Origin of the sequence: Kitasatospora sp. NRRL B-11411 (assembly GCF_000721345.1) — a bacterium.
In the GTDB taxonomy this organism is placed as follows: domain Bacteria; phylum Actinomycetota; class Actinomycetes; order Streptomycetales; family Streptomycetaceae; genus Kitasatospora; species Kitasatospora cineracea.
In genome coordinates, this window is record NZ_JOGH01000034.1 from 1 (window position 1) to 18,232 (window position 18,232).

Here is an 18,232-nt window from a genome sequence, read left to right on the forward strand (position 1 = left end):
GCCGGGGACGGGTCGGGGGCGGGGGCGGCGGGGGACTGACGGCCCGTCGGCCGTTCGGAACCGGCTCGCGGAATTGCCCGCGAGCCCCCCTCCGCGCGGAAATCGGCCGGGGTTCCCGGTGCTTTTCCGTGAACTGGTTGCACCGGGTCGGAGCGGGTCCTAGTGTGACGGCCTTCCCATTTCCGGCATTTCCGGAGGTTTGGCATGGACGTCCCCCCGGCGGAGCCACCGGCGGTGACGCCCGCGCTGATCGAGGCCGCGAAGTCCGGGAACCGCGAGGCCTGGGCGGACATCTACCGCTGCCACCACGGCGCGGTGCTGGCGTTCCTGCTGCGCCGGACCGGGAACCGCCCGCTGGCCGAGGACCTGGCCCAGGACACTTTCGTCCGCGCGATGGCGGGAATCCGCGGTTTCCACTGGACGGGTACGGATCTCGGCGCGTGGGTGTTCACCATCGCCCGCAACGTGCTGCTGGACCACGAGAAACGGCGCTCCACCCGGCGCGAGTCGGCGGTGGCGGTGTTCGCCGACCTGGATTCGGGGGTGCGGGTGGAGGAAGCGGTGATCGCGGCGGCGGAGGCCGAGCGGGTGGGCGTGGCGCTGGCGGTGCTGAACGAGCGTCAGCGGGCGGTGCTGCGGCTGCGCTACTGGGACGGGTTGAGCTCGGTGGAGATCGCGGACCGGATCGGGCTGCGGGTCGGCGCCGTGAAGACCCTGACCTACCGGGCCCGGCTGAACCTGCGCCGCTCGCTGGCCGCGGACGCCCCGCTGCCGGTCCGGCCCGCGCCGACGGGGGCGGACCGGCGGCGGGCGGTCGGGGCGGCGGGTCAGGCGGTGGGTCAGGCGGTGGCCGGCGGGCGCTGGCGGGAGAGCGCGGTGGAGTGCTCCTGGAAGCCGAGGCTGCGGTAGAGCGTCTCGCCGCCCTCGGTGGCGTGCAGGTCGATCCGGGTGGCGCCGGCGGCGTCGAACCAGGCGAGCAGCGCCTCGGTGCAGGCCCGGGCGTGGCCGCGGCCGCGGTGCTCGGGGCGGGTGCAGATGTTGAAGACGAAGCCGAACCGGCCCTCGGGGTGGCCGGGGGCGGGCAGCCGCTGCTCCAGGGTGCCGACGGCGCAGCTGAGCAGCCGTCCGGGACGCTCCGGGTCGTCGATCACGTAGGCCTGCAACCGCCGTTCCGGGGCGGCGAGTTGGGCGGTCAGCAGGTCGGCGGCGGTGCGCTGCCAGGGGCCGGGGCGGGCCTCGCCCTGCATGGACTCGAACATCAGCGCGCGGAGTTCGACCAGTTCTTCCGCGTCCGCGGGGACGGCCGGGCGTGGGGTGCTCATGCCGGGCAGGGTAGGGCGGGGCGGGGGGCGGGGCGCAACGGGTTTGTCGGGGGCAGCGCCTACCCTGGGCGGCATGGCAGATCAGCAGGGGCAGCGGGAAGCCGGTCCGGAGCAGGCGCTCGGGTACGAGCAGGCGCGGGACGAGCTGCTGGAGGTGGTCCGGCGGCTGGAGACCGGCGGGACGACGCTGGAGGAGTCGCTGGCGCTGTGGGAGCGCGGCGAGCAGCTGGCGAAGGTCTGCCAGCGCTGGCTGGACGGCGCCCGGGCCCGGCTGGACGCGGCGCTGGCCGCCGAGGAGCCCGCCGCCGAGTGACGGACCCGGCGCGATTGTGAGGCACGTCACCCCGGCGTCCGGGAATCGTTTAAGTTTCATCGAAGTTGGACCTCAGCGTGCGGCACCCCGCCGCCAGCCGGACCCCCGTCCCCAGCTCTGAGGTAGGACACCGACATGACCCTGGCACTCGACGCCGCCGCCCAGGACCTGCTCTTCCGCGAGGCCCGCACCGCCAACACCTTCTCGGACGAGCCGGTCAGCGACGAGCAGGTCCAGGCGATCTACGACCTGGTGAAGTTCGGCCCGACCGCCTTCAACCAGCAGCCGCTGCGCATCGTCCTGGTCCGCTCCGAGGAGGGCCGCGCCCGCCTCGTCCAGCACATGGCGGACGGCAACAAGGCCAAGACCTCCACCGCCCCGCTGGTCGCCATCCTGGCCGCCGACAACGAGTTCCACGAGGAGCTCCCCTCGCAGCTGCCGCACTTCCCGCAGGCGAAGGACCTCTTCTTCTCCGAGCGCCCGGTCCGCGAGTCCTCCGCCGCGCTGAACGCCGCGCTGCAGGCCGCCTACTTCATCATCGGCGTCCGCGCCGCCGGCCTGGCCGCCGGCCCGATGACCGGCTTCGACGCCGAGGGCCTGAACAAGGAGTTCTTCGGCGACGGCGAGCACACCGTGCTGACCGTGGTCAACATCGGCAAGCCCGGCGAGGAGGCCTGGTTCCCGCGCGGCCCGCGCCTGGAGTACGACCAGGTCGTCACCACCATCTGAACCGTCCGACCCGCGTCCCGGACCCGGTGACAGCGAAGGCCCCCGCCGTTCCCCGGCGGGGGCCTTCCGCGTGCTCGTTCCCGCTCCGGCGGTCGTCCCCGCTCCGGCGGTTTCCAGGGGCCGGGGGCTCAGCCCAGGGTCTCGGCGAGCCGGGCGAGCTCCTCGTACGAGGCGGTGCCGGTGAGCACCGTGGTGCCGGTGTCGCCGGCCGGGCGGACCAGCGCCCGGTAGCGGTCGCCCTGCACCCGCTGCCACTCCTGGCCGGCCACCGTGGCGGTGCCGTCCGGCTTGGCGCCCGGCACGTTCTGCGCCACCACGTCCTCGGACCTGCCGTTGCTCTGCTCGATCGCCGCGTACTGGCCGGAGGCGGTGCTCAGGCCCAGGTGCCAGGCGGCGTGGCCCTTGTCGTTCGGGCTGTAGCTCACCGAGGTGGCCTTCCAGCCGTCCGGGAGCTGCTGCGGCCCGAGCAGCGGGTACGGCGCGGCCCGCTTCGCCGACGCCAGTTCGACCTGGTACGGCACCGCGTGGGCGCCGCCCTTGCCGTCCGCGCTGGGGATCGAGAAGTACGCGACCACCACCACGACGCCGACCGCCGCCATCGACAGGACCATGTCCCGTACCGTCTGACGGCCCCTCTTGCTGCTGTTGCCTGCCACCCGCCCATGGTAGGCGGCGCTTACGCGGACGCCGCGCACCGGTACCGGACGGGGGCGGGCGGGGGGCGGGCGAGGAGTGCGCCACAGACACCCGTTCCACCTGCCGATACGATCGCAGCAACCCTCATCGCAGCGCCGGTGCCACTCCGTGTCCCGGTGCTGACTGGCCGTCGCGTACAGAGAGGTAACGACGATGACCACGCAGTACCCGCACCACCTCCCCTCCGCCCTGGAGGTCGCTCCGGAGGCGCCCGACCGCAACCTCGCCCTCGAACTGGTCCGGGTCACCGAGGCCGCCGCGATGGCCGCCGGCCGCTGGGTCGGCCGGGGCGACAAGAACGGCGCCGACGGCGCGGCCGTGAAGGCCATGCGCACCCTCGTCTCCACCGTCTCGATGAACGGCATCGTCGTCATCGGCGAGGGCGAGAAGGACGAGGCCCCGATGCTCTACAACGGCGAACGGGTCGGCGACGGCACCGGCGCCGAGTGCGACGTCGCGGTCGACCCGGTGGACGGCACCACCCTCACCGCCAAGGGCATGAACAACGCCGTCGCCGTCCTCGCGGTCGCCGACCGCGGCACCATGTTCGACCCCAGCGCGGTCTTCTACATGGACAAGCTGGTCTGCGGCCCCGAGGCCGCCGACTACGTCGACATCACCGCCCCGCCCGCGGTCAACATCCGCCGGGTCGCCAAGGCCAAGGGCTCCGCCGTCGAGGACGTCACCGTCGTAGTGCTGGACCGGCCCCGGCACGACGGCCTGGTCCGGGAGATCCGCGAGGCCGGCGCCCGGATCAAGTTCATCTCGGACGGCGACGTGGCCGGCGCGATCATGGCCGCCCGCGAGGAGACCGGCGTCGACCTGCTGATGGGCGTCGGCGGCACCCCCGAAGGCATCATCGCCGCCTGCGCGATGAAGTGCATGGGCGGCGTCATCCAGGGCCGGCTGTGGCCCAAGGACGCGGCCGAGCGGCAGAAGGCGCTGGACGCCGGGCACGACCTGGACCGCGTCCTCACCACCGACGACCTGGTCAGCGGCGAGAACGTGTTCTTCGTCGCGACCGGCATCACCGACGGCGAACTGCTGCGCGGCGTCCACTACCGCCAGGAGACCGCCACCACCTCGTCGCTGGTCATGCGCTCCAAGAGCGGGACGATCCGGCGGATCGACTCCACGCACAAGCTGGCGAAGCTGCGGGCGTACAGCGCGATCGACTTCGACCGGGCGAACTAGCGCGGAGCGCGAAGGCAGGGGCGCGGGGAACTGCGCGCGGCGGGAGTCGCACGTCAGCGAGGTCGCGGGATGGTGCAAGTGGCTGTCCTACGAGGCGATCTGGCTGTGGGTGCTCGGTTGGCCGCGCAGTTCCCCGCGCCCCTGCTTGCGCAGGGCCTGGCGCGGCAGTTCTTTCCGCGCCCCTGTCGGTGCGCTTCCTGCTTTCGTGCGCTCGCGGGGTTTCAGCCCGCTATGCGGGCCGGGACGCGGATCTCCGTGTCGCGGCGGCGTCGGCGGGTGAGGACGACGCGGCGTTCGGCGGCGGTGAGGCCGCCCCAGACGCCGTAGGGCTCGGGTTGGGCGAGGGCGTGTTCGCGGCATTCGAGCAGGACCGGGCAGCGGGCGCAGACGCGCTTGGCCTGTTCCTCGCGGGCGAGGCGGGCGGCGGTCGGCTCCTTGGAGGGGGCGAAGAACAGCCCGGCCTCGTCGCTGCGGCAGGCGGCCGAGGTGTGCCAGGGGTTGTCGTCCACGTCCGGCTGGGCCGCCGGGCGGCGGGCGGCGGCGGTGGCGCTGGACTCGATCGGATGCAGCACGGTAACTCCTGACCAGGCTCAAGGCTCGGGGACAATCTCGCCTCCTGCCCGACTGCCCCGTGCTCCCTCGCCGTGGCACCGTCGCCGACCCGCGGGGTCACAGCCGTACAGGAACGATGTGCGAGGGGAACTACCCCGCCGCCCCGGGATTCATGCACACCGCACGCAATCGACTACACCCTGCACTCGGAGCAACGGCGAGTGCCGCCGGGCGAGTTGACGCCCCGACGGCGATCCCGCAGGTCAGCCGTCGAGCTGTCGGCGCACCCATTCCTTGAGCTTCTTGCCGCGCCGCGGCTTGGCCTCGACGCCGCCGAACACCGCGGCGCCCTTGACCCGGACCACCGGCGCGTACGGGTCGGCGGAGGTCTGCTCGCGGACCTCGAAGCCGCCGAACACCCCGGCGCCGCCGCCGTGCAGGCTGACGTTCTCGGGGACCCGGATCTCGACGCCGCCGAACACCGAGACCACCTCGATGACCACCTCGGGGGACTCGAAGACCGCGTCGGTGAGGTCGATCTCGATGCCGCCGAACACGGCGACCGCCTTGAGGTGCGAGCCGACCCGCCAGCGGCCCTTGCGGGCGGCGCCGCCGAACACCGCGACCATGGTGGGGGCCTCGGCCCGGGCCGGGGGGAGCGGGGGCTGCGGGGCGGGGGCCGGGGCGTCCAGCGGGGCCTTGGTGAGGTTGTGCCGGATCGGCCCGGGGTGGCTGGGCAGGTCGCGGGTGAGGGGCTCCAACTCGCCGAAGGTGCGCGCGTTGTAGACGGCCTCGATGCGTTCGGCGTGCTCGTCGACGGTGAGCCGGCCCTCGGCGTACGCGTCGCGGAGCAGTTCGGCGACGCGCTCGCGGTCGGCGTCGGAGGCGCGCAGTTCGGCGGCCAGGTCGGTGCCGGGGGCCTGGGCGGGCTCGTTCTTCGGCAGCGGGGCGGGCGACTTGCCCCGCGGGTCCTGCTCGGGAGAGTTGTCCACGTCACAAGCCTAGCGAGCCCGCCCGCGAACCGAACGGCGGTTCGACGCAATGGGCGTGACGCCGGTCACGCAGGCGAACCTGGGCGCCGGGGCCGCGACGGGTGCGCCTAACCTGGAGGGTGCCTCGTCGACGAAGCCGAAAGAACCGAAGGATCTCCTCATGGCCCCAGAGTTCGCCTACCGCGACCTGCTCCCGCTCGGCACGGACTCCACTCCGTACCGCAAGCTCACCTCCGAGGGGGTCTCGACGTTCGAGGCCGGCGGTCGCACCTTCCTGCAGGTCGAGCCGGAGGCGCTGCGGCTGCTGACCGCCGAGGCGATGCACGACATCTCGCACTACCTGCGCCCGGCGCACCTGGCGCAGCTGCGCCGGATCCTGGACGACCCGGAGGCCAGCCCGAACGACCGGTTCGTGGCGCTGGACCTGCTGAAGAACGTCAACATCTCGGCCGGCGGCATCCTGCCGATGTGCCAGGACACCGGCACCGCGATCGTGATGGGCAAGCGCGGCCAGCACGTGCTGACCTCCGGCGAGGACGAGTCGGCGATCGCCCGCGGCGTGTTCGACGCGTACACCAAGCTGAACCTGCGGTACTCGCAGATGGCGCCGGTGACCATGTGGGACGAGAAGAACACCGGCAACAACCTGCCGGCCCAGATCGAGCTGTACGCCACCGACGGGGACGCCTACAAGTTCCTGTTCATGGCGAAGGGCGGCGGCTCGGCCAACAAGTCGTACCTGTACCAGGAGACCAAGGCGATCCTCAACGAGGCGTCGATGCTCAACTTCCTGGAGCAGAAGATCCGTTCGCTGGGCACCGCGGCCTGCCCGCCGTACCACCTGGCGATCGTGGTCGGCGGCACCAGCGCCGAGTTCGCCCTGAAGACCGCGAAGTACGCCTCCGCGCACTACCTGGACAACCTGCCCACCGGCGGCGACGCGAGGACCGGGCACGGCTTCCGCGATCTGGAGCTGGAGCAGAAGGTCTTCGAGCTGACCCAGAAGATCGGCATCGGCGCCCAGTTCGGCGGCAAGTACTTCTGCCACGACGTCCGCGTCATCCGGCTGCCGCGGCACGGCGCCTCGCTGCCCGTCGCGATGGCGGTGTCCTGCTCGGCGGACCGCCAGGCGCTCGGCAAGATCACCGCCGAGGGCGTGTTCCTGGAGCAGCTGGAGACCGACCCGGCGAAGTACCTGCCGGAGACCACCGACGAGCACCTGAACGACGACGTGGTGCGGATCGACCTGAACCGCCCGATGTCCGAGGTCCGCGCCGAGCTGTCCAAGTACCCGGTGAAGACCCGGCTCTCGCTCACCGGCACGCTGGTGGTGGCCCGCGACATCGCGCACGCCAAGATCAAGGAGCGCCTCGACGCCGGCCAGGGCATGCCGCAGTACCTGAAGGACCACCCGGTGTACTACGCGGGCCCGGCGAAGACCCCCGAGGGCTTCGCGTCCGGCTCGTTCGGCCCGACCACGGCCGGCCGGATGGACTCCTACGTCGACCAGTTCCAGGCGGCGGGCGGCTCGATGGTGATGCTGGCCAAGGGCAACCGCTCCAAGCAGGTCACCAAGGCGTGCAACGAGCACGGCGGCTTCTACCTGGGCTCGATCGGCGGCCCGGCGGCCCGGCTCGCGCAGGACTGCATCAAGAAGGTCGAGGTGCTGGAGTACCCGGAGCTCGGCATGGAGGCGGTCTGGCGGATCGAGGTGGAGGACTTCCCGGCGTTCATCGTGGTGGACGACAAGGGCAACGACTTCTTCGCCGAGGTCACCGACGGCCCGCTGATCACCAACCTGCGGGTGCGCTCGGCGCAGTGACGCCGGTGGTGCGCTGAAACGGGACGAGCCCCGGCCGGTGAGGGTCGGGGCTCGTTCTGGCGGTGCGGACAGCGGTCACGGGCAGTTGGTGACGGTGCCGAGCGGCTCGAAGACCTCGTCGTCCTTGGGGTCCTTGGCCGGAACGGGCGCCTCGACGGGCTGCTCGGCCAGCACCTCGAGGGCGTGCTCGATCGCATTCGGGTCGGTGGCGGCGGCGGTGTGCTCGACCGGGGCCGGGGTCTGCTCAGTCTCGGGAACAGCGGTGGTGGTCTCGTCGGCCATGGGGCGGGCCGCCTTTCAGCTGAGAGGGTTCGATCACCCGGACGACTGTCCTCGGGCGCGCGGACAGTATCGTAGGGCCCGCTAAATGTCTTATAAACGTCGCACCGCGCATCCGCTTGGTGGACGTTTGCGCGCTTCCTCATAAGCTGACGCCCCCACACGACCGGCGGCAGTGCGGGGAACAGACGGTACATCGGCCACAGGGGAGGACATGGAGCATCAGGACACGCGCTCCGCCGAGGCGTTGCGGTTCCAAGTGCTCGGCCCTGTCCAGGCGTGGCGCGGTGGCGCGCCGCTGGCGCTCGGATCACCGCAGCAGCAGGCAGTGCTGGTGGCCCTGTTGCTCGGCGAGGGCCGTCCGGTCACCACCGACGACCTGGTGGACGGCATCTGGGGAGACCGTACCCCGCCGCAGGCGGTGGCCGCACTGCGCACCTACGTCTCCCGGCTGCGTTCGGTGCTGGAGCCCAACCGGGCCGCCCGCACGCCCTCCGAGGTCCTGGTCTCGATGACCGACGGCTACGCGCTGCGGATCCCGGCCGACGCCCTCGACCTGGCCGTCTTCGAGCGGCGCGTCGCCGAGGCGTCCGCCGCCCGGGCCGACGGCGGCCTGCGCCCGGCCCACGACACCCTGGTGGCCGCGCTCGACCTGTGGCGCGGCCGTCCGCTGCCCGGCGTGCCCGGACCGTACGCCGACGCCCAGCGCACCCGGCTGGCCGAGCGGCAGCTCGCGGTGGCCGAGGAGCGCTGCGCGCTGGCCCTGGAGATCGGCCTGCACGCCGACGTGGTGGCCGAGTTGAACTCGCTGTCCGCCGCGTACCCGCTGCGCGAACGGCTGCGCGAGCTGCTGATGCTGGCGCTGTACCGCAGCGGCCGGCAGGCCGAGTCGCTGGGCGTGTACGCGGACACCCGGAAGCTGCTGATCGACGAGCTCGGGGTGGAGCCGGGCGGCGGGCTGTCCACGATGCACGCCCGGATCCTGGCCGGCGACCCGGAGCTGCTGGCGCCCCCGGCCGCCCCGCCGAAGGCCGCCGAGGAATCGCCCGCGTTCGTCCCCCCCGCCCAACTCCCGGCCGACGTCTCGGACTTCAGCGGCCGCAGCAAGATGGTGGGCGAGCTGCGGGACGTCCTGAGGGCGGGTTCCGGCCAAGCCGTCGTGGTGACCTCGCTGGCCGGCATCGGCGGCGTCGGCAAGACCACCCTCGCGGTGCACGTGGCGCACTCGCTGCGGCCGGACTTCCCGGACGGGCAGCTGTACGTGGACCTGCGCGGCGCGGGCGCCTCCCCCGCCGACCCGGCCGTGGTGCTCGGCGACTTCCTGCACGCGCTCGGCGCGCCCGACGCCCCCGACTCGCTGGACCAGCGCGCCGCGCTGTACCGCTCGCTGCTGGCCGACAAGCGGATGCTGATCCTGCTCGACAACGCCCGCGACGCCGGGCAGTTGCGGCCGCTGATCCCCGGCGTCTCCGGCAACGCGGTGATGGTGACCAGCCGCTCCCGGCTGGCCGAACTGCCCGGCGCGCACCTGGTCGACATCGAGGAGCTGACCCCGGACGAGGCGCTGGCGCTGTTCTCGGCGATCGTCGGCGCCGAGCGGGTCGGCGCCGAACCGGAGGCCGCGCTGCAGGTGGTGACCTCCTGCGGGTTCCTGCCGCTGGCGGTCCGGATCGCCGCCGCCCGGCTGGCCAGCCGTCCGCGCTGGAGCGTCTCCGACCTGGCCCGCCGGTTAGCGGACCAGCGCAACCGGCTCCAGGAGCTCCAGCTCGGCAACCTCGCCGTGGAGACCACCCTGGGGCTCGGTTACGCCCAGCTCCGGCCGGAGGAGGCCCGGGCGTTCCGGCTGCTCGCCCTGGTGGACTCCCCCGACCTGCCGCTGTCCGCCGTCGCCGCGCTGCTCGGCACCGCCGAGCAGGAGGCCGAGGACCTGGCGGAGGCCCTGGTCGAGGCCAACATGCTGGAGTGCTTCACCCCCGGCCGCTACCGCTACCACGACCTGCTGCGCCTGTACGCGCAGCGGCAGAACGCCAAGCTGGGGGACGAGGAGCAGCAGCAGGCGGCGCTGCTGCGGCTGCTCGACCTGCTGGACGCCACCATGCAGAACGCGCTGCGGGTGATGGAGCCCGACGACCAACCGGTCGAGCCGCTGCACCGGGCCGAGGCGGCCGGGCAGGCGTTCCCCGACAACGGCACCGCGCGCGACTGGCTGCGCTCGGAGGTCTCCGTGCTGCTGAGCGCCGTCGAGGTGGCCGCGAACGCCCCACTGGCGCTGCTCCACCCGGCGCTGGACATCCTGCAGAGCCTGGTGTCGGTGGCCGAGGACCCCACCCTGGTGCCCCGGATACTGGCGATGCTCCGGGCCGCCTCGGCGAGTCCCGCCGCGCAGCAGGACCCGCGGGCGCTGGCCTGCGTGCACTCCGTGCTCGGCCAGATCCACCGGATCGGCGGCGAACTCGCCGAGGCCGAGCAGTGGTTCGCGCGCAGCCTGGAGCTGCAGCCCGTCGACCGCCCGACCGTGCTGCGGCTGGTCACGACGAACGCGCTGGCGATCGTCCTGTTCATGGCGGGCCGGCCGGGCGAGGCGCTGCCGTTCTACGAGCAGGCGCAGGAGGCGGTCCGCCACTTCGACTCGCCGATCAGCGAGGCCCGGCTGCTCGGCAACATGGCCCGCGCCTACGTCGGCCTGGACCGGCACGCGGAGGCGGAGGAGTCGGCGCGCGCCGCGGTGGCGGCGGCCCGGACGTCCGGGAACGTGCCGTGCCTGGCCGACACCCTCTACCAGTTGGGCGTGGTGCTGCGGGCGACCGGCTCCCCCGGCGAGGCGGCGGTGCACCTGCGGGAGGCGCACCAGCTGTACCGGCAGCACCAGCACCCGATCTGGGAGGGCTACTCGCTGGCCAGGCTGGCGGCCTGCCTGCTCGCGGACGGTCAGTTCGCGGCAGCGGCCCGGGCGGCCGAGGAGTCGTTGTCGATCGCCCAGGAGATCGAGGCCGCGTACTGCCAGGGGATGGCGAACGCGGCGCTGGGCGAGGCGCTCCTGGAGCTGGGGCAGCCCTCGCGCGGGCTGGCGTGTCTCCAGGAGGCGCTCACGGTGTTCACGCGGCTCGGTGTGCCCGAGGCCCAGCCCGTGCAGGACCTCATCGCTTCTCGGCACACCGAGCCTTCCCTTCCCCCTCTTCCCCCGGTCGCGCCGTAGGCTTCCGCTCCCCCGTGGTACCCCCCTGGTCCCCCCTGGCGGAAGCCCGTTCCCCCCGGAGCGTCGGCGTCCCCGCAGCCCCCCGGCTGCGGGAACGCCTTGACGCTTCCCCGGCGCTGAGAAGACTCTGACAGGTGGCGATTGACGTTCGATAAACGTCCGCGGCAAGGGCGTTGACCGGGCGTCGGCGCAGGTCACGGCGGTGGCGGGGGTGCGCCATGCGGCGTGCGGTGCGGTGGCGCGCTCCGTCGCGGGCCCCGGTGTGCTTCCCCTGGCGGGCGATAAGCGCCCAACGGCACCCGAGTTGGCCGGAAACGGACTCCACGGTGCGGTGATCGCGTTTATTCTCGAAGGCCAGGGTCGGGAGTGGAGTGCGAGCCACGACGGGCAGGGCAGGACGCGCGCGGGAGAGGTGCCCAGATCATCGTGACGGACGAACAGACCGCTGCCGCCGCCGACGCCGACCGGGCGTCCGCGGCGGGTGTGCGCCGGGCCGAGCGGGCCCGGCAGGCCGCCGTGTTCGACACGGTCGGGGCCCGCTACCAGGAGGTGTTTCCGGCCAGGGCCGGGCAGTTGGCGTGCGGCGACTGGCTGCTGGCCGAACTCCCGGCCGGTGCCCGGGTGCTGGACGTGGGCTGCGGGGCCGGTGAGCCGACCGCCCGCCAGCTGGCCGGGGGCGGGCTGCGGGTGACCGGCGTCGACCTGTCCGAGGGCATGCTGGCGCAGGCCCGGGCGGCCGTCCCGGGGGCCGGCTTCCACCGGATGGACGTCCTGGACCTGGGCCTGGAGAGCGCCGGATCCCTGTGGGGCGTACCGGAGTTGGGCCCGGACGGGAACGGTTCGCTGGACGCCGCGACGGCGTTCTTCTCGCTGCTGATGCTGCCCCGGGCCGAGATCGCCGAGACCCTCGGCCGGATCCGCGGGCTGCTGCGTCCGGGCGGCCTGCTGGCGCTGGGCATGGTCGAGGCGGACCTGGACGACGCGCCGCTGCCGTTCCTGGAGCAGGAGATCCGGGTCAGCGGCTACCTGCGCGAGGAGCTGTCCGGCCTGCTGGAGCGGGGCGGCTTCGCGGTGGAGGCGGTGGACAGCCAGTCGTACGCGCCCGCCGGGTCGGCGCAGCCGCCGGAGACCCAGCTGTACCTGCGCTGTCGGCGCACCGGCTGACGAGGCGTCGGCTTCCGTCCCCGAGACCACATCTGCACAGATCGGGCAGCCCGTGCGCGACCACCTGGAGCCCCTGGCGGGGCAGCCGCCCGCCGTTCCCGTCCAGCGGCACCCGCCGCCCGACGGGGACGGGCCGGACGGGGCGGGCCCCGGCGTGCCCGGGCGGCTGGCGGAGCGGCTGGCGGCGCTGGACCGGGCGGCCCGCCGGATCAACAGCTCGCTGGACCTGGGCGCGACGCTGCGCAACCTGGGCCGGGTGCTCGTCCCGGCGCTCGCGGACGCCCTGGTGGTGCTGGTGCGCGACCCGCTGCCGGACGTCGAGCGCGACCCGGGCCCGCCGCGGGCGCTGCGGGTGCGGCACACCTGCGGGACGAGGCTGGGCCGCCGGGCCGGGGTGCGCCCGGTGCCGCCCGGCGGCGACCTGGAGCGTGCCCTGGCCCGCCGCGCCCCGGGCTCCCCGACCGTGCTGGACGCCCGCCGGGGCGGGCTGGCCGCCGAGCTGCTGGGCGCGCGGGCGCTGGGCCGGCTGGCGGCGGGGACGGCGCTGCTGGCGCTGCCGCTGCACGGGCGGCAGGCCGCGCTCGGCATGCTGCTGCTGGTGCGCCGCCCGCGTCCGGACGGCGCCCCGGCCTGTTTCGACCCGGCCGACGCGGCGACCGCCGCGCACCTGGCCACCCACGGCGGCCTGGCGGTGGACACCGCGCTGCGCTACACCCGCGAGTGGGAGATCGCCGACGAGCTGCAGCGCTCGATGCTGCCCGCGCACCTGCCGCAGCCGCACGGCGTCCGGCTGGCGCACCGCTACCTGCCGGGCGAGCGGGGCGCGCAGGTCGGCGGCGACTGGTACGACTCGATCCCGCTGCCGGGCAACCGGGTCGCGCTGATCACCGGCGACGTGATGGGCCACTCGCTGACCTCGGCGGCCGTGATGGGCCAGCTGCGGACGTCGGCGCAGACCCTGGCGGGCCTGGACCTGCCGCCGCACGAGGTGCTGTACCACCTCGACGAGCAGGCCCAACGGCTGGGCCGCGAACACCACTTGGCGACCTGCGTGTACGCGGTGTACGACCCGATCGCGGGCCGGGTGCGGATCGCCAACGCCGGGCACGTGCCGCCGGTGCTGATCGGCCCGGACGGCACCAGCGAGCTGCTGGACCTGCCGCCGGGCGCGCCGATCGGCGTCGGCGGGGTGGACTTCTCCTCGGTGGAGCTGCCCGCGCCGCCCGGTTCGGCGCTGCTGCTGTTCACCGACGGCCTGGTGGAGACCCGGCGCCGCCCGCTGGGCACCGGCCTGGAGCTGCTGCGGGCCCGGCTGGCGGGCGGCAACCGGCTCACCCCGGAGCAGCTGTGCCAGGAGGCGCTGCGGATCCTGCCGCCGGGCGACCGGGCGGACGACATCGCGCTGCTGGCGGCGGCGTTCGACGGCATCCCGGCCGAGGACGTGGCGCACTGGCACCTGCAGCCGCGGCACGAGACGCCGGGCCGGGCGCGCCGGCTGGCGGGGCACGCGCTGCGCCGGTGGGGGCTGGAACACCTGGCGGAGAGCTGCGAGTTGATGGTCAGCGAGCTGGTCACCAACGCGATCCAGCACGCCACCCGGCCGGTGACGCTGCGGCTGGTGCGCACCTCGCTGCTGCGCTGCGAGGTCGGCGACGACTCGCCGGCGCTGCCGCGCACCCGCCGGGCCGGGCCGGAGGAGGAGCGCGGGCGGGGCCTGCAGATAGTGGCCCGGTGCGCGGACCGCTGGGGGGCGACCCGGCTGGGGACGGGCAAGGTGGTCTGGTTCGAGCAGCGGCTGACCCGTTAGACCCTGCCGCCCGGCAAGACCCGCCGGACAGGGCCCAGCCGTCGGGCTCCCGTCAGCCGTCTGGCTCCCGTTCGGCGGTGGTGAGTCCGTCGAGGGCGGCGAGCACGTCGGGGCCGAGCACGGCGAGCGCGAGCGGGCGGCTGCGGCGCAGGGCGAGGACGGTGCGCAGCACGTCGGCGTGGTGGATCTCGCGCAGGGCGGCGGCGTACTCGGCGGCCTCGGCGGGCGGGGCGTCCCGCCAGGCCAGCAGCAGGGCCTTGACCACGGCGAACATCATCCGGCGGCCGCGGACGAGTTCGGGCCGTTCGTTGAGGCCGAACACCTCGATGGTGGCCTCGCCGCGGGCGGTCAGCGGGTCGTACGCGCCGGAGTCGAGGTAGAGCCGCAGGTGGTCGGCGGGGTCCTCGCGGCAGGGGTCGATCAGCAGGCCGTCGCCGGTGGCGGGGTCGCGCGGGAAGCGGTCGCGCTTGCGGTTGCTGTTGCAGTGCGCGCAGGCCAGCAGGTGGTTCTGCCAGTCGAAGGTGCGCAGCGGGGCCTGGGCGATCGGTTCGAAGTGGTCGATGTCGGTGCCGAGGTTGTCGCCGCAGTACATGCAGCGTTCCAGGCCGGGGGCCATCTGCCGGAGCATCAGCCGCAGTTGGGCCTTGGGGCGGACGGCGCGGCGCCAGGCGGCGCGTCCGGTGGCGGTGGTGGGGCCTTCGGTGCGTATCCGGTCGGTGGCGCGGGCGAGTTCGGCGGCCAGCCGGGGTTGCAGGGGCGGCCGCTGGAGCGGGATCACCCGTCCCTGCCGAGCAGCCGGGCGGTGACCTCGTCGACCCGGGCGGTCAGCGAGCTGTTGAGCTTGGCGCCGAGTTCGCGGTACGCGGCGAGTTCGGCGTCGGTGGCCTGTCCGGCGTACATCTTGCGTTCCAGGCGCACCAGCAGCCGGCGTTCGGCCTCGGCGGCGGGCGAGTAGGCGCTGGGCAGGGCGAACAGTTCGGAGAGCGCGGTGTCCTCGCCGCTGCCGTACAGCACCCGCTGGTGCAGTTCCTCGTCGAGCCGGTAGGGGGCGCGGTCCTCGTCGGGGCCGGGCAGCCGGATCAGGGCGCCGGGGTCGGCGGCCTGGCAGACGTAGGGGCTGTGGGTGGCGACCAGGAACTGGGTGTGCGGGAAGCGTTCGGTGAGCCAGGGGCCGATCCGCTGCTGCCAGTGCGGGTGCAGGTGCCGGTCGACGTCGTCCAGCAGGACCGGTCCGGGGGTGGCGGTGGCGGCGGCGAGTTGGCTGACCAGGCGGGCCAACTGTGCGGTGCCGTCGCCGAGTTCGTCCAGCGGGAGTTCCAGGCCGCCGCGGGCGACGTGCTGCCGTTCCGGGTCGCTGACCCGCCAGCCGGCGGGCAGTACCTCGGCCGCCAGCTCGGCGTCCAGCGGGACGCGGCGGCCCGGGGCGGGCAGCGGGTAGTGGGCGCGCGGGGTGCCCGGCGGGTCGCCGACCCGCCAGCGCGGGGCCGGGTCGGCCTGGGCCCAGCCGTCGGCGCCCCAGCGGGCGGCGGGGCCGCCGGGCAGCGCGCCGAGCGCCATGGCGAGCACCCGCAGCAGGGTGGTCTTGCCGCTGCCGTTCGGTCCGGCGAACACCGTCCAGCCGGGGCCCGGCGGGACCGCCAGGTCGACCTCGCGCGCGCCGGTGAAGCACTTCACTCCGGACACCCTGATCCGCGACACGTACACCGGACCACCCCCTCGGAGCGATTCATGCCCACGCCCCGGCCCGCCCATCCCCCCGCGGGGGCGGCCGGGAGGTGAACGGACGCGTCGTCAACTCCGCGCCCCGGGAGGCGGGTCGCCCGTCCGGGTGGAACCGGGTGGGGCGCCGTCAGGAGGCGGGCCGGATCGGGAGGCCGCGCAGGGCCTCCCGGAGCGCCGCCGCGAAGCGGCCGTACTCGGTGGTGCGGGCGGAGCCGGGGCGGTGGGCGAGGCCGATCCGGCGGCCGGGGGCGGGCTGGGCGAAGCGGACGGCGGCAAGCCGGTCGGTGCGTCCGGTCTCGACGTCGAGCGCGGTGGCGGGGAGCAGGGTGACGCCGAGTCCGCCGGCGACCAGTTGGACCAGGGTGGAGAGCCCGGCGGCCCGGGTGCTGCCGCCGGCCGGGTCGGCGCCGACCTCGCGGCAGATGTCGAGCGCCTGGTCGCGCAGGCAGTGGCCCTCCTCCAGCAGCAGCACGTCGAGGTCGAGCAGGGCGTCCCGGGGGACGTCGGCGCGGCCGGCGAGTTCGTGCTCGGGCGGCACGACCAGCACGAAGTCCTCGTCGAACAGCGGGATCTCGGCCACCGGCTGGCTCCCGCCGGCGGGCAGGGCGAGCAGCAGCAGGTCGAGCCGCCCGTCGGCCAGGCCGCCGAGCAGCGAGGGGGTGCGCTCCTCGTGGACGTGCAGTTCGAGGTCGGGGTAGGCGTCCCGGACCAGGCGCAGCACGGCGGGCAGCAGGTACGGTGCGACGGTCGGGATCACCCCGAGGTGCAGCGGCCCGGTGAACGGGCGGCGGGCGGCCTCGGCCTCCTCGGTGAGCGCGTGCAGCGCGGCCAGCACCCGGCGGGAGTGCGCGGCGATCCGCTCCCCGAGCGGGGTGATCACGACCCGCCGGGTGGTCCGTTCGACCAGTTGGGCGCCGAGCGACTCCTCCAGCGCGGCGACCGCCCCGGACAGCGCGGACTGGCTGGTGCCGATCGCGGACGCGGCCTCCCGGAAGTGCCGGTGCTCGGCGACCGCGGCGAAGGCCCGCAGCTGGGAGACGGTGGGGGTGCGGGGGGCGCTGGGCTTCACGGGGGGTGCTTCCTGCCGGCCGACGGGGGTGCTCCCCTCCAGTCTGCCGCACTGATCGGACTTGCCTATCGCACCGCACGCCAGAACCGATTTCACTGATCAGTTGCTCTGTGCAAGGCTGGGGAGTGTCCGCAATCCGGACATCCCTCGTCCCAAACCCTGGAGAAGCGACGTGCTGACGATCGGCGACAAGTTCCCCGAGTACGAACTCAACGCCTGCGTGGACCTCGACGCCGCGAGCGCCTTCGCCGAGATCAACCACAAGTCCTACGAGGGCAAGTGGCGCGTCGTCTTCTTCTGGCCGATGGACTTCACCTTCGTCTGCCCGACCGAGATCGCCGCGTTCGGCAAGCTGAACGAGGAGTTCGCCGACCGCGACGCCCAGATCCTCGGCGTCTCCGGCGACTCCGAGTACGTGCACCACGCCTGGCGCAAGGACCACAAGGACCTGCGCGACCTGCCCTTCCCGATGCTCGCCGACATCAAGCACGACCTGATGCGCGCCTGCGGCGTCGAGGGCGCGGACGGCACCGCCCAGCGCGCGGTGTTCATCGTCGACCCGAACAACGAGATCCAGTTCGTCATGGTGACCGCCGGCTCCGTCGGCCGTAACCCCAAGGAGGTGCTGCGGGTCCTCGACGCCCTGCAGACCGACGAGCTGTGCCCGTGCAACTGGAACAAGGGCGAGGACACCCTCGACGCCCAGTCCCTGCTGGCCGGCTGACCCCGATGGCGCTCGACGAACTCAAGGCCGCCCTGCCGGACTACGCCAAGGACCTCAAGCTCAACCTCGGCTCCGTGATCGGCAACTCCGACCTGCCCGGGCAGCAGCTCTGGGGCACCGTGCTGGCCTGCGCGATGGCCACCGGCTCGGCGAGCGTGCTGCGCGAGCTGGAGCCCGAGGCCAAGGCCAACCTGAAGCCCGAGGCCTACGAGGCCGCCAAGGGCGCGGCCGCGATCATGGCGATGAACAACGTCTACTACCGGACGCTGCACCTGCTCTCCGACAAGGAGTACGGGACGATGCGGGCCGGCCTGCGGATGAACATCATCGGCAACCCGGGCGTCGACAAGGTCGACTTCGAGCTGTGGTCCTTCGCCGTCTCGGCGATCAACGGCTGCGGCCAGTGCCTCGACTCGCACGAGGGCGTGCTGCGCAAGGCCGGGGTCGACCGCGAGGTGATCCAGGCCGCGATCAAGATCGCCGCCACCGTCCAGGCCGTCGCCGCGGTGCTGGACGCGGAGGCGCAGCTGCTCCGCTGAGCCCGCTGGACGAAAGGTCCGCCCGGGGAGAGGGTTTCTCTCCTCGGGCGGACCTTCTGCGTCACCGGGCTTGCCCGCGCAGTTCCCCGCACCCCCGGCGGGGCGCGCGGGA

At 73.8% G+C, this 18,232-nt stretch carries 18 protein-coding genes; 10 read left to right on the top strand and 8 right to left on the bottom strand.

Annotated elements, in window-relative coordinates:
* Positions 1-204: 204 nt before the first annotated feature.
* Positions 205-909, top strand: coding sequence for an RNA polymerase sigma factor (locus IH44_RS0117625; RefSeq protein ID WP_051817013.1), 705 nt, complete (start codon positions 205-207; stop codon positions 907-909).
* Here IH44_RS0117625 and IH44_RS0117630 read toward each other — a convergent pair.
* Positions 840-1,322 carry a GNAT family N-acetyltransferase gene (locus tag IH44_RS0117630; protein WP_030460544.1) on the bottom strand — a complete coding sequence of 161 codons (483 nt, stop codon included), beginning with the start codon at positions 1,320-1,322 and terminating at the stop codon, positions 840-842. The genes IH44_RS0117625 and IH44_RS0117630 overlap by 70 nt on opposite strands.
* A gap of 73 nt (positions 1,323-1,395) precedes the next feature.
* On the opposite strand from IH44_RS0117630, the gene IH44_RS0117635 reads away from it, so the two are divergent.
* Both IH44_RS0117635 and IH44_RS0117640 read left to right on the top strand, forming a co-directional pair.
* Positions 1,396-1,635 carry an exodeoxyribonuclease VII small subunit gene (locus tag IH44_RS0117635; RefSeq protein ID WP_030460545.1) on the top strand — a complete coding sequence of 80 codons (240 nt, stop codon included), beginning with the start codon at positions 1,396-1,398 and terminating at the stop codon, positions 1,633-1,635.
* Positions 1,636-1,770: 135 nt separating this feature from the next.
* Positions 1,771-2,364 carry a malonic semialdehyde reductase gene (locus IH44_RS0117640; RefSeq protein ID WP_030460546.1) on the top strand — a complete coding sequence of 198 codons (594 nt, stop codon included), beginning with the start codon at positions 1,771-1,773 and terminating at the stop codon, positions 2,362-2,364.
* A gap of 128 nt (positions 2,365-2,492) precedes the next feature.
* On the opposite strand, the gene IH44_RS0117645 is transcribed toward IH44_RS0117640, so the two are convergent.
* Entirely contained in the window at positions 2,493-3,020 is a 528-nt protein-coding gene (locus tag IH44_RS0117645; protein WP_232794983.1) for a DUF4245 domain-containing protein, read from the bottom strand.
* A gap of 193 nt (positions 3,021-3,213) precedes the next feature.
* On the opposite strand from IH44_RS0117645, the gene glpX reads away from it, so the two are divergent.
* On the top strand, positions 3,214-4,254 hold the full coding sequence (glpX, locus tag IH44_RS0117650) for a class II fructose-bisphosphatase (RefSeq protein WP_030460548.1): 1,041 nt from the start codon (positions 3,214-3,216) through the stop codon (positions 4,252-4,254).
* 221 nt (positions 4,255-4,475) lie between these two features.
* Here glpX and IH44_RS0117655 read toward each other — a convergent pair whose 3' ends face one another.
* Entirely contained in the window at positions 4,476-4,826 is a 351-nt protein-coding gene (locus IH44_RS0117655; protein ID WP_030460549.1) for a WhiB family transcriptional regulator, read from the bottom strand.
* 243 nt (positions 4,827-5,069) lie between these two features.
* Complete coding sequence (locus IH44_RS0117660; protein WP_051817014.1) at positions 5,070-5,798, bottom strand: DUF1707 domain-containing protein; 729 nt, start codon at positions 5,796-5,798, stop codon at positions 5,070-5,072.
* 160 nt (positions 5,799-5,958) lie between these two features.
* Between IH44_RS0117660 and IH44_RS0117665 the strand changes: the two genes are divergently transcribed.
* Complete coding sequence (locus tag IH44_RS0117665) at positions 5,959-7,620, top strand: fumarate hydratase (protein WP_030460551.1); 1,662 nt, start codon at positions 5,959-5,961, stop codon at positions 7,618-7,620.
* A gap of 75 nt (positions 7,621-7,695) precedes the next feature.
* Here IH44_RS0117665 and IH44_RS0117670 read toward each other — a convergent pair whose 3' ends face one another.
* On the bottom strand, positions 7,696-7,902 hold the full coding sequence (locus tag IH44_RS0117670) for a hypothetical protein (RefSeq protein ID WP_030460552.1): 207 nt from the start codon (positions 7,900-7,902) through the stop codon (positions 7,696-7,698).
* 211 nt (positions 7,903-8,113) lie between these two features.
* Between IH44_RS0117670 and IH44_RS0117675 the strand changes: the two genes are divergently transcribed.
* The 3 genes from IH44_RS0117675 (at position 8,114) to IH44_RS0117685 (ending at position 14,066) form a co-directional block, all read left to right on the top strand.
* Complete coding sequence (locus IH44_RS0117675) at positions 8,114-11,095, top strand: AfsR/SARP family transcriptional regulator (protein ID WP_063759634.1); 2,982 nt, start codon at positions 8,114-8,116, stop codon at positions 11,093-11,095.
* Positions 11,096-11,521: 426 nt separating this feature from the next.
* A complete protein-coding gene (locus IH44_RS0117680) occupies positions 11,522-12,259 on the top strand; it encodes a class I SAM-dependent methyltransferase (RefSeq protein WP_232794984.1) in 738 nt (245 codons plus the stop codon).
* 52 nt (positions 12,260-12,311) lie between these two features.
* Positions 12,312-14,066 (top strand): ATP-binding SpoIIE family protein phosphatase, encoded by a 1,755-nt coding sequence (locus tag IH44_RS0117685; RefSeq protein WP_081966942.1) that lies wholly within the window; start codon positions 12,312-12,314, stop codon positions 14,064-14,066.
* Positions 14,067-14,118: 52 nt separating this feature from the next.
* Here the strand turns inward: IH44_RS0117685 and IH44_RS41140 are convergent, their stop codons facing one another.
* From IH44_RS41140 to IH44_RS0117700, 3 genes are all read right to left on the bottom strand, one after another.
* Entirely contained in the window at positions 14,119-14,844 is a 726-nt protein-coding gene (locus tag IH44_RS41140) for an HNH endonuclease (protein WP_232794985.1), read from the bottom strand.
* A complete protein-coding gene (locus IH44_RS48115; RefSeq protein ID WP_081966943.1) occupies positions 14,841-15,818 on the bottom strand; it encodes an AAA family ATPase in 978 nt (325 codons plus the stop codon). Before IH44_RS48115 ends, IH44_RS41140 begins: the two co-directional genes overlap by 4 nt.
* Before the next feature lie 97 nt (positions 15,819-15,915).
* Positions 15,916-16,857 carry a LysR substrate-binding domain-containing protein gene (locus IH44_RS0117700; protein ID WP_035955484.1) on the bottom strand — a complete coding sequence of 314 codons (942 nt, stop codon included), beginning with the start codon at positions 16,855-16,857 and terminating at the stop codon, positions 15,916-15,918.
* A 172-nt stretch (positions 16,858-17,029) separates the two neighbouring features.
* Between IH44_RS0117700 and IH44_RS0117705 the strand changes: the two genes are divergently transcribed.
* Positions 17,030-17,581 (top strand): peroxiredoxin, encoded by a 552-nt coding sequence (locus tag IH44_RS0117705; RefSeq protein ID WP_030460559.1) that lies wholly within the window; start codon positions 17,030-17,032, stop codon positions 17,579-17,581.
* A 5-nt stretch (positions 17,582-17,586) separates the two neighbouring features.
* The gene (locus IH44_RS0117710; protein ID WP_030460560.1) at positions 17,587-18,120 is read left to right on the top strand and encodes an alkyl hydroperoxide reductase; all 534 of its coding nucleotides are present in this window, start codon (positions 17,587-17,589) and stop codon (positions 18,118-18,120) included.
* Positions 18,121-18,232 lie beyond the last annotated feature (112 nt).